This window comes from Lishizhenia sp. (genome assembly GCF_057456495.1).
Window position 1 is genome coordinate 22537 of sequence record NZ_JBVCPV010000006.1, and the last position, 10297, is coordinate 32833.

The window sequence follows — 10297 nt, forward strand, 5'->3', positions numbered from 1 at the left end:
AGATTGACATTTCTTTACCCTTTCGGTCTGATATTCAAAGAAAGTAGGAGTTTAGGGACTAAAAGCTGTATGAATTTGACTTCCACAGGTTGGTTTTCACTCCAAAATGAAGTCCAACAGCAGTAGTATTCACTTGCTCTACTCTATCATTCATGAGAATTCCATTAGCAAAAACAACCAACTGTATTTTTTTCACTAACTCGTACTGGGCACCAAGCGTTAAACGGGTCCTTCGTAAAGCCCCTCCATTGGCAATGGTATAACCATATTCATTTTCTCTTTCGGTATAAGCTTGGTAAGGATCTGTTCCCGAACTAAAATCTTCCCTATCATTCTCTCCTCCTCTAAGCAAGTGCATAAAGGTAAAATTGAACATTAACGTTTCATTGTACTCGTACTGAACTCTCGTGTATGATTCTACAAAATTAGCACCAGCAGGATGAGCCAGGGCAAACCCTCTATTCCCATAATTTTGTGTGGTATTCAAATGTGAATAGGTAAAAGGTCGAACAGCATTTACCTCTGTTGAATAATGCAGTTTATCATTTAGTAAATTCCCTTTCACACCGACTTGAACACCAAATTTATTGGCCCACCAGCGCGTCCTGTTCAAAAGCTCAGTAACCGCTCCGTCATCAATAATGAATTGTCCGAAGATCAAATGATGACCTAATTTATAGTTTGCATTTAGCCCGAGTAACACATTATCTGAACTCCCCAAACCATATTCGGCAGGACGGAAAAACAACAGGGGATTTAAATACTCGAGTTCATATCCACGGTTCCATGTCGTATCTGTAGGCTGAAAAACAACCGTTTCAAACAAACTCAATTCAAAATTCGGTGTAACATCTACACTTAAATAATGCGTTGCAGCATATTTATTTAAACTTCCCGTGGTTGTATTTTCTTTAAAAAACTGATATAAATTGAGCAATTTCAATTTCCAGACCTTTGTATTTAATGCAGCATAGGGATAATTTTTCCCTACATCACTTAAGAGTAAGGATCGCTGACCATTTCCCAATTGAAATTCACCCACACCAGCCTGTAAATTAAAAATCTTATTTGGCGAATAACTCACAACAGCATCTAGATCAAACAAAGGATGAAAGGCCATATAATAAGGAGCTGAAGTCGCCAACTTGTAATTGTACTCCCAAAAACTGCCGTCATCTACCTGATTACTTCCGGCCATTGCACCGAGCTTCACATATAACTTTTTTCCAGCTTGCATTTCGAGTTGAGCCCCTAAGTGACCTGTCATTAACAAATCATCAAACACCCCACCTTCAAAGTTGATCAGCGGAGAAAACACCAAAGTCGATTTTCCCTTTTCCCAACTTCGCAAACCTCGGTTTTCTTCTAAAAAAGTTAAAGGAAGTGTTGAAGCGTTATCTCCTTGGGTCCAGAATAAATCTTGACTCTTATTCCAAGGTTTCGTTTGCGCGAACACCTGTAAGACAAGGCAGAAACAACTGATAACGAAGAGTAACTTTCTCATTAGTAATTATGGTGTTTATTGCGCAAGGCAGTTCGTATTCCTAATTGGATAATCTTTGCATTGATACCACTCTGTTCATCTATCCTGTAGCTTGCTTTTACAAAGCCTCTTAAATTTGTGTGTGCATTAAATCTGTAACCAAGTTCTCCACTTAAAAACCATGTACTGTACAGTGAAGAGGCAATATCTTCTCCTTTGGTTTCAAATACATTATTTAAACTGTTGGAAAAACCTAAATTTTTATAAAAAGTTGCAAAACCTTGGATATAGAAGTTTCTGTAGAAGTAACTCACTTCTCCCAAAATCTCGGTAGTACTATTCCCTAAGGAATAAGCAAGGGGTAAATTAAAAGAGGTATAAGCCAACCTTCTGTTATTGGCTTGGTAAAGTTCTTCACTTGTTTGATTGTACTCTAACAATACCGATAGTTCGTGTTTCCCAAAACTCATGTGAGTTCTCGTACCCAACTGTAAACCAAACTGCTTATTTTTAAAATCATCCGTTAAGAACTGTGCATAAATCAGATACTTTTCTTTCCAACGGTATCCAATATTTACACCTACCAGATTTTTAACTTTCGCATCTTCAAATCCATGTAAAGCAGTATTTAATAACGGAACAGGTAGATAATATTCCATCGGAACGTTTTTCGATTGTAACGAGTCTTCTTTAAACCAAATCCCCGATTCAAATAAGGTAATATTTAAATTGGACATTGGAGAATAACTCAAGCGATGCACACTTCTGGCCTTGCGTTCGAATGGAGCTTCTACCGTAGTATAAAATTGTCGACGCAATAAATTCAATGCTTTACCGATTTGAAAACTATATTTCCATTGAGGTGCAAATTCTGTTTCTATTTTAAACTGCGTGGAAGCTGGAGCAAAATCTGAAAGTAATAAAGAGCGCTTTCCGTAGCCTTCAAATTCTGGTGAGGATCCTAATTGTAGGGTAAGATATTTACTTTGCCTCCATCTCACATAAGATGCAGAATAACCATAATCAAATCCGTCGATTCCAAAAGGCTTCGTACGCAGTGCATTTGGAATAACGGCATGTTCAGTGATATAAGCTCCATTCACTAACTTTTGTTCTCCACGTGCTGAATAAGCGTCGGTTAAATACTGCGCAAAAGCACTTTGGTTTTCATAGTAGGAAGTGGAGAAGGAAAGCTGTTTCAAAATCTCACCTTCCACAATAAACCCTCTTGTATTTTGATAAATCTCTTTTGGAATATCAGCGAGATCTGTTCCGTATTGAAAATCAACAATAGGATCTACCGTTAAATAGAGAATCCCATCTGAAATCACAAACAAATGTTCGTTATACAATTTTCTTCCAAGCCAGCTTTGTCGTGCCTTCTGGTATTCATTCCAAGCATTCGTACGCTTTGGGATTTCCAGATATGAAGCAGGAAAACTTAACGGAAGTTTATCCGCTCGAAAAATTGCCTCTTGTTTAAAAAAATCGTGACTAGGAAGCAACAAACTTTCTTGTCCCCAACTCCAACAAGAAGTCAACATTAGTAGTAATAGAAATCGTATTCTCATAGATCTAGGACCTTCTTTTTCGCAATGAAATATGGGTTGGTCAAATTCGGTCTGTTATACATCAATGGCTCCAATGTTTCTGCATGTAATACCTCACCACCTATGGCTTCATAAATAGCTTGTCCGGCAGATATATCCCATTCCATAGTAGGAGCAAAGCGTGGATACAAATCAGCTTTACCTGCTACCAGGTCAAAAAACTTAAGTGAAGAACCTTTTTTAATGAAGGCTGCTTTTCCATATTTACCTTCAGCTTTACGAATCACATTCAAGGTATTTCCCGAATGATGCGTTCTTGAAGTTGCCACCATCAACTGTTCGTTTACCTCTTCGATTTGCAAAAGTTCAACCCATTTATCTTGTTGATAGATTTCATCATAGCTACAAGTAAATGCTCCAAAGGCTTGTCCCCCGAAAATGAGTTGTCGCATAACAGGAGAACCAATGGCCCCAAATACCGCTTTATGATCATGAATCAAGGAGATATTTACAGCAAATTCACCGTTCTTTTTAATGAACTCTTTGGTTCCGTCGAGTGGATCCACACACCAAGACTCTATCCAATTTTTACGTTCTTCAAAATCTGCTTTTTCTCCTTCTTCTCCTGTAACAGGGATATTTGTTTTTGCCAAGTGTTCTCTTATGATGAAGGATGATGCCAAATCTGCCTTCGTAACAGGACTTCCGTCATCTTTTGCGATAGCAGCAAAATCTTCTTGGTAGATCTCCATTATTTTTCCACTCGCTTCTACGATAGCCTCAAGGGCAATAAAATGCTTTTCGCCTAACTTCATCATTTAATCTTCTATATAATTCAACAAATCATTCAATAAAGAACTTGCTCCTATCCTAAAAGTGGAAGGATGTAAAAAGACTTCACCACAGATTTGATTTACCATTTCTTTATATTCAAGGGCTTGCTCGAGATTTCGAACTCCACCACTTACTTTTAATCCAACCTTTTGACCGGTTTCCTTAAAGTGCTCTACCACAACTTTACACATTTGCTCAAATGCTTGTGGTGTTGCACCTCCATTTTTCCCGGTTGAGGTTTTGAGGAAATCCGCTCCTCCCCTTATCGCAATTTGAGCAGCCAAAACAATTTCCTTCTTCGTCAACATGGAAGTTTCGAGTATCACTTTTAATTTCTTCAATGGAAGTTGCGCACGAATGGCTACAATTTCATCAAAGAGCAAATCCAACTTCCCTGCTTTCAATAATCCCAAATTCATGACCACATCAACTTCGTCAATCGCTAATTGATTAAGGGCAGCTGCATCATTAATTTTGGTACCTAAGAGTTGCTGACTATCCGGAAAACCACACCCAACCACAACGCGTTGTAAGCTGTAATTTTTTAGGAGTTTATTCACCACGTCTATTTGTGTAGGGTAAACACAAACTCCAGCAACATCATAACCTTTCTCCAGTAAGGGATGAAGTGTCCGAATAAATTTTGATATAGTCTTCTTGTTATCTGTAATAGATAAGGATGTATAATCTAAATACGATAATATTTCTCGGGCGTTCTCCTTCATTAGAAATAAAAAAAGTCCAACGCTAAAAGCATTGGACTTTAAATATAGTAAATGAATTTTTATTAATTCAATGTGAAGTTAATTGGAATACGACACACAGACCTTACGGGTTCTCCGTTTTTCTCTCCTGGCGACCATTTAGGCATAGAACGTACAACACGTTTCGCCTCTCTATCCAATTCTTTCGAAACCGACTTAATGATTTCGATTCCTGAAATAGACCCATCACGCTCAACAACGAATTTCACATACACCTTACCTTGGTCACCCATCTGACGAGAAATCTCTGGGTACTTTGTATTATCGATAAGGAATTGTTTCATTGCTGCTGGACCACCTGGGAAACCTGCTTCCACATCTGGGAAGTCAACAATAGGAGGTTGTGGCGGCTCCGGCTCCTCTTCTTGAACCAACTTAACTGGTGCTGGATCAATTGGGGGTGGTGGATCCTTATCCTCATTCTCCTTCACTTCCAACTCCTCATCTAACACAGGCTCCTGTGCTGGTGGGGGTGGAGGTGTATCCTCTGGTGGGGGTGGTGGCTCCTCTTCTTGTTTGGTCTCTGTTTCCATTGGCAAATCCAAATCTTGCTTTTTATTTTGTCTTGCAGACTTATCCTCTACGGGAGTTCTGTAAGAAAAAGATGCAAGAATCAGAGAACCTATAATCAAAAAGCCCAACATACTTAAGGGTAAGCGCACGCGCTCTCCGTCTACTTCGGGATTTTTCTTAACTTCCATAATTCTTCAATATTGTTGCTAATATACAAAGATCTATTAGCAAAATTAAACCTTACAATCAATAATAGTTGCGGTACAAGAAGTAAAAACCACAGGTACCTACACCAACGCCAACGACGTTTGCTATTATGTCATAAATATCAAATACTCTGCCAGAAATAAAAGCTCCTTGTAAGAATTCAATCGCTACACCAATGGCGATAGCAAAGCTAATTACAAGTACATAAGCTTTATCTCTTAATAAGCGATTCACTCTTTGGCGCTTAAATCCTGTTAACCATAAATGAACTAACAAGGCGTAAATACCCGTGTGAACTACTTTATCGAATTCAAAAACGAACCAATCCGTTCGCTGTAATTCATTTCCCGGCGTTAAACTCAACCCCACAACGGTGATGAGCCATAACAAACCTGGCAGAATAAATCTAAACATTATCCAACTAACGCCTTGTAAGCATCAGCATCCATTAAAGCGTCGATTTGCGCTGCGTCAGCAACTTTCACTTTAATCATCCAACCATCTCCGTAAGGATCGCTGTTTACGCTTTCTGGCTCACTTTCCAATTCTTCGTTGAATTCAATGATTTCTCCAGAGATAGGCATAAACAAATCAGATACTGTCTTTACAGCTTCTACTGATCCAAATACTTCTTCAGCATCTAAAGTTTCACCTTCAGTTTCTACTTCAACGTAAACGATATCACCCAACTCTCCTTGAGCAAAATCTGTAATACCGATTGTAGCGATATCACCTTCAACTTTCACCCATTCGTGATCTTTAGTATACTTTAATTCTTGTGGAATATTCATGCTTTAAATTTTAGTACTTGCAAAAATATAATTTTGAACGTTGATTTAATAACATGCTGTCACTTTTTTACAATTTCTTCATATTGGAAGTTCAAATCCCGACAAGCATCACCGAGCAATATACTTTGATCTTTTGGCTAGACTTTGCCACTCCCCTTATTTAGTTGTCTTTTTCGCCTCTACTTCCTCCCCTTTTTAGTACGCAAAAATTCTTTATTTACATATATTTGTTTTTATGGTAAATAGTGACCAATTCAAGGACATAGAAGGAAGAATTACAGCACTCTATTCTTACTTAGAAATAGAGAATAAGCTATTAGAAATACAAGAGGGAGATCTTAAATCCCAAGACCCGACTTTTTGGGACGATCCCAAAAAAGCGGAAGTGGTTTTAAAGAAACTGCGTCAAAAGAAATTTTGGGTAGAATCATACAATGCATTAAAGGAAGGCTTGGATGATTTAGAGGTATTGATAGAATTCCATAAAGACGGTGCTGGTTCTGAGGAAGAAATAGATGAGCTCCATGCTAAAATATTGAAAGACTTAGAAGAATTAGAATTGAAAAACATGCTTTCTGGAGAAGAAGATAACCTTAACGCTGTGCTTCAAATTACAGCAGGTGCAGGAGGTACAGAAAGTTGTGACTGGGCTTCAATGTTAATGCGTATGTATACCATGTGGGGAGAAAAACATGGGTACAAACTCAAAGAGCTCAATTATCAAGACGGGGATGTAGCCGGTATTAAAACGGTAACCATCGAATTTGATGGAGATTTTGCTTTTGGATATTTAAAAGGAGAAAACGGCGTTCACCGTTTGGTACGTATCTCACCTTTTGACTCTAATGCCAAACGCCATACTTCCTTTGCTTCTGTTTATGTATACCCATTGGTGGATGACACCATTGAAATTAACATTAACCCCGCTGATATAAGTTTTGAAACTTTTAGGTCTGGTGGTAAAGGAGGACAAAACGTGAACAAAGTAGAAACTGCTGTACGTTTACGTCACGAGCCATCAGGAATTGTTATTGAAAACTCTGAGTCTCGTTCACAGTTAGGAAACAAAGAGAAAGCCATGCAATTGTTGAAGTCGCAATTATACGAATTAGAGCTGCGTAAGCGTATGGAAAAACGAAATGAGATAGAAGCAGAGAAAATGAAAATTGAATGGGGATCTCAAATTAGAAACTATGTTATGCACCCCTATAAATTGGTGAAGGACGTTAGAACCGGACATGAAACAGGGAATGTTGATGCAGTGATGGACGGAGATTTGGATGAATTCCTGAAATCTTACCTGATGAAATTTTAGGAGAAAACGCTTTCTTCTGCCTATCAAACGCAGTATTACTAAGGGAACCGAAACAAATAGTTTAATAAAAAATACGAATAATAATTAACAACTACTTCGCAGCAAAATTATAAGACTTGACACAAATATATGTCTTAGCTTTGAAGTGAAATTTAACACTTAATGTTATGTCAGAAACAACAGAAAACAACCCGATCCTTAATGAAGGAAACGAAAATAAACCTAAGGGAGCTATTTGGATAATAGTTGCCATCACTGCTTTAATTGGAATTGCTGTAATGGGATTCATGTACTCAGGACAGAAATCAGCGAAGGAAGATTGCCAAATTGCCAATGAGCAGTTGGAACAAGAAATGAAAGCTATGAACGATGCGCTTTCAGGATACATAGATATTACAACATCAGATTTGAAACAAGATTTCCAAACGATGTTAGATACCTATGATGAAATGGTAGAGTTTGACGCTTCTTTAAAAGACAGTATTGATATTCAAAAAGCGAGAATCGAATCTTTAATGGAAGATTTGAAGACCAACAAGAGAAGATCATACAGAGAAATTAATAAGTTGAAAACGGAGAACAAAACCTTACGTAAGATTATGAAAGGTTACTTGGTACAGATCGACTCATTAAATACCTTAACAGGAACACTTTCTGATCGTCTAGTGGAAACAGAAACAAGACTTTCTACAACGGAGCAAGAAAGAGATCTTTACGCGCAAACAGCAGCACAAAACGAGCAATTGGTTAAAGAAGGATCTAAATTATCTGCGTACAACTTTAAAACTTACGCATACAGATATACGATTAACGGTTCTCCTGACGAAACAAACAGAGCCAGAAGAGCTGATGGAGTAAAATCTGAATTCACGCTTGGTGAGAACAAAATTGCAATGGCTGGAAACAAAACAGTTTACATGCAAGTAATTGATCCAAATGGAAAAGTGATTTACGCGAAGGCTAACAATACTTTTGATGCTAATGGTACTACTTTAATTTACACAGACAAACGTGAGATTAACTACCAACAAAAAGAAATTGATATGGCTGTAGTTCACAACCTTCAGGGTAGAGAATTAGAAAAAGGGAATTATACAGTAAAAATCTTTGCAGATGGAACTGTAATTGGAACAGATAGTTTCACTTTAAAATAAACAAGACTGCCTACCTTTAAAAATGTAGTTATTGTTGACTAAAACTTATAACGGTCTACCCTGAGGTAGACCGTTTTTTTTTTAGAGCTCTTTTCTATCTAACCTTCTTACCTCTCCAGGTTTTAAATCTCCTAATGTTTGGTTTCCAATACGCCAACGAATCAATCGTATAGTAGGGTGTCCAACAACGGCAGTCATCTTCCTAACTTGGCGAAATTTACCTTCGTTAATGACCAATTTTATCCAACTCATAGGACCATGACTCGGGTCTCTTTCTTTTCTAGGGTTAGGTGGTATATGCGCTATATCGTCGTGTAAAGTTGCCTTTGCAGGTAAGGTTTTATAACTTTCTCCCTCTATAGAAATCTCAACACCTTCTTGTAAGTTCTTTAAAGCTAGTTCATCAATTACCCCGTCTACTTGTACCCAATATTCCTTTTCAAATTTAGCACTGCGCACATCGGCGCTAAACTTCCCGTCTGTGGTAAGTAAAAGTAAACCTTCGGTATCTGCATCTAATCTACCTATGGCCATCGTGCCTTCTGGAAAATCGTAGATATCTCCTAAAAGTTTCTTTTTTCGCTTTCCATTTTGAACAAATTGAGAAAGGCAACGCACGGGTTTATGTAAAATAAAATCTTGGTGTTCTACCATCGAGAAATTTCCTTTATTTCATCCGAGAGGATTCTTCCAGAGTTATGCTTTTCTTGTAAGCTCAACTTTAACATCGCCAATGCAATATCTGTAGATCTAATGGCTCTGTATTTTTTGAGTCCTCCAATCATAAGGCAATGAAACAAGGGCATCACAAACTGGGCAATTTTCTCACCTGTTCTCTTCTCTTCCCTGTCTCCCATGATCAACGAAGGTTCTAACACATAGGTATGAGATACACCTTGTTCCATTACATCCCTTTCCATTTCCCCTTTTATTCGGTTGTATGCAATAGAACTATTAGGATTTGCTCCAAGCGCGGAAATTACGATGAAATGAGTCACTCCATTTCGCTTCGACGCTTGCGCCAATTTCACAGGCACGCCATAATCTATCGCTTTATATTTATCTTGATCTGGAGTTTTGGCCTTTGTTGTACCTATGCAACAAAATACAACATCCGCCTTCACCTCCTCTAACCAGGCTGTTTCTTCAACAATATCAACGGTTACCTCTTTCAATTTAGCACTCTTTTTTCCAGTAGCCCTTCTACCGAAAGAAATTACCTCATCAAAATCCGGGTGCATTAAAAGTGCATCCAGCAAAAAGCCACCAGTTAAACCAGTGGCTCCAATAATTATTGCTTTTTTCTTTTGCATAGCTTAAAAATACACAAAAGTGGATTGTTTTTATTTAATCTTTTTTAGTGAAATAAATGATAGGTCTAAAACCTACAGTTTTACTTGCTCCTTTATAGGTCGTATAACTTCGATTACGCACATCATAACCATAATCTTGCCAGCTTCCTCCACATACGGTATCATCTAAAGTTAGCTCAGCAACGTTACCATTTAAGCAATATACCCCATAAGAACTTGGGTAATAAGATTGCGATAGCGCCATTAAATCTGCTCCATCTAAAAAACGTTCTCCTTTCTTCATCGGAACAATAATAGGATTTCCGTTTTCATCCCCCACTCGCTTCTGGAGGGGAGCGGTTTGAGATGGCGCTCGCTCTCGCGCTACCGGGAG

11 protein-coding genes and 1 pseudogene are annotated in these 10297 nt (G+C 38.1%); 2 read left to right on the plus strand and 10 right to left on the minus strand.

From position 1 onward, the window contains the following. Positions 1-58 precede the first annotated feature (58 nt). From AC22ZQ_RS01070 to gcvH, 7 genes are all read right to left on the minus strand, one after another. Positions 59-1504, minus strand: coding sequence for a hypothetical protein (locus AC22ZQ_RS01070; protein WP_318956722.1), 1446 nt, complete (start codon positions 1502-1504; stop codon positions 59-61). Next, positions 1504-3054, minus strand: a complete 1551-nt coding sequence (locus AC22ZQ_RS01075; RefSeq protein ID WP_318956723.1) for a hypothetical protein — start codon at positions 3052-3054, stop codon at positions 1504-1506. The genes AC22ZQ_RS01070 and AC22ZQ_RS01075 overlap by 1 nt, the downstream gene beginning before the upstream one ends. Then, positions 3051-3851, minus strand: a complete 801-nt coding sequence (locus AC22ZQ_RS01080) for a 3'(2'),5'-bisphosphate nucleotidase CysQ family protein (RefSeq protein WP_318956724.1) — start codon at positions 3849-3851, stop codon at positions 3051-3053. The genes AC22ZQ_RS01075 and AC22ZQ_RS01080 overlap by 4 nt, the downstream gene beginning before the upstream one ends. Beyond that, entirely contained in the window at positions 3852-4592 is a 741-nt protein-coding gene (deoC, locus tag AC22ZQ_RS01085) for a deoxyribose-phosphate aldolase (protein WP_318956725.1), read from the minus strand. It lies immediately after the preceding gene. 62 nt (positions 4593-4654) lie between these two features. Beyond that, a complete protein-coding gene (locus AC22ZQ_RS01090; RefSeq protein ID WP_318956726.1) occupies positions 4655-5332 on the minus strand; it encodes an energy transducer TonB in 678 nt (225 codons plus the stop codon). A 58-nt stretch (positions 5333-5390) separates the two neighbouring features. Beyond that, positions 5391-5765, minus strand: coding sequence for a VanZ family protein (locus AC22ZQ_RS01095; RefSeq protein ID WP_318956727.1), 375 nt, complete (start codon positions 5763-5765; stop codon positions 5391-5393). Continuing rightward, complete coding sequence (gene gcvH, locus AC22ZQ_RS01100) at positions 5765-6142, minus strand: glycine cleavage system protein GcvH (RefSeq protein ID WP_318956728.1); 378 nt, start codon at positions 6140-6142, stop codon at positions 5765-5767. The genes AC22ZQ_RS01095 and gcvH overlap by 1 nt, the downstream gene beginning before the upstream one ends. Before the next feature lie 235 nt (positions 6143-6377). Between gcvH and prfB the strand changes: the two genes are divergently transcribed. Continuing rightward, a complete protein-coding gene (gene prfB, locus AC22ZQ_RS01105) occupies positions 6378-7457 on the plus strand; it encodes a peptide chain release factor 2 (RefSeq protein WP_318956729.1) in 1080 nt (359 codons plus the stop codon). Positions 7458-7624: 167 nt separating this feature from the next. Then, on the plus strand, positions 7625-8611 hold the full coding sequence (locus AC22ZQ_RS01110; RefSeq protein WP_318956730.1) for a hypothetical protein: 987 nt from the start codon (positions 7625-7627) through the stop codon (positions 8609-8611). Between the two features lie 81 nt (positions 8612-8692). Here AC22ZQ_RS01110 and AC22ZQ_RS01115 read toward each other — a convergent pair whose 3' ends face one another. The 3 genes and pseudogenes from AC22ZQ_RS01115 to AC22ZQ_RS01125 form a co-directional block, all read right to left on the minus strand. After that, on the minus strand, positions 8693-9265 hold the full coding sequence (locus AC22ZQ_RS01115; RefSeq protein WP_318956731.1) for a pseudouridine synthase: 573 nt from the start codon (positions 9263-9265) through the stop codon (positions 8693-8695). Continuing rightward, a complete protein-coding gene (locus tag AC22ZQ_RS01120; RefSeq protein WP_318956732.1) occupies positions 9259-9924 on the minus strand; it encodes an NAD(P)H-binding protein in 666 nt (221 codons plus the stop codon). Before AC22ZQ_RS01120 ends, AC22ZQ_RS01115 begins: the two co-directional genes overlap by 7 nt. A 34-nt stretch (positions 9925-9958) precedes the next feature. Then, a pseudogene (locus tag AC22ZQ_RS01125) lies at positions 9959-10297 on the minus strand (hypothetical protein); the annotation flags it as partial.

What these genes read in the sequence shown, in the direction of transcription:
- AC22ZQ_RS01115 (WP_318956731.1), bottom strand. Translation starts at nt 9,265, where the DNA reads ATGGTAGAACACCAAGATTTTATTTTACATAAACCCGTGCGTTGCCTT.
- AC22ZQ_RS01075 (WP_318956723.1), bottom strand. Translation starts at nt 3,054, where the DNA reads ATGAGAATACGATTTCTATTACTACTAATGTTGACTTCTTGTTGGAGT.
- AC22ZQ_RS01120 (WP_318956732.1), bottom strand. Translation starts at nt 9,924, where the DNA reads ATGCAAAAGAAAAAAGCAATAATTATTGGAGCCACTGGTTTAACTGGT.
- AC22ZQ_RS01070 (WP_318956722.1), bottom strand. Translation starts at nt 1,504, where the DNA reads ATGAGAAAGTTACTCTTCGTTATCAGTTGTTTCTGCCTTGTCTTACAG.
- prfB (WP_318956729.1), top strand. Translation starts at nt 6,378, where the DNA reads ATGGTAAATAGTGACCAATTCAAGGACATAGAAGGAAGAATTACAGCA.
- AC22ZQ_RS01095 (WP_318956727.1), bottom strand. Translation starts at nt 5,765, where the DNA reads ATGTTTAGATTTATTCTGCCAGGTTTGTTATGGCTCATCACCGTTGTG.
- AC22ZQ_RS01090 (WP_318956726.1), bottom strand. Translation starts at nt 5,332, where the DNA reads ATGGAAGTTAAGAAAAATCCCGAAGTAGACGGAGAGCGCGTGCGCTTA.
- deoC (WP_318956725.1), bottom strand. Translation starts at nt 4,592, where the DNA reads ATGAAGGAGAACGCCCGAGAAATATTATCGTATTTAGATTATACATCC.
- AC22ZQ_RS01110 (WP_318956730.1), top strand. Translation starts at nt 7,625, where the DNA reads ATGTCAGAAACAACAGAAAACAACCCGATCCTTAATGAAGGAAACGAA.
- gcvH (WP_318956728.1), bottom strand. Translation starts at nt 6,142, where the DNA reads ATGAATATTCCACAAGAATTAAAGTATACTAAAGATCACGAATGGGTG.
- AC22ZQ_RS01080 (WP_318956724.1), bottom strand. Translation starts at nt 3,851, where the DNA reads ATGATGAAGTTAGGCGAAAAGCATTTTATTGCCCTTGAGGCTATCGTA.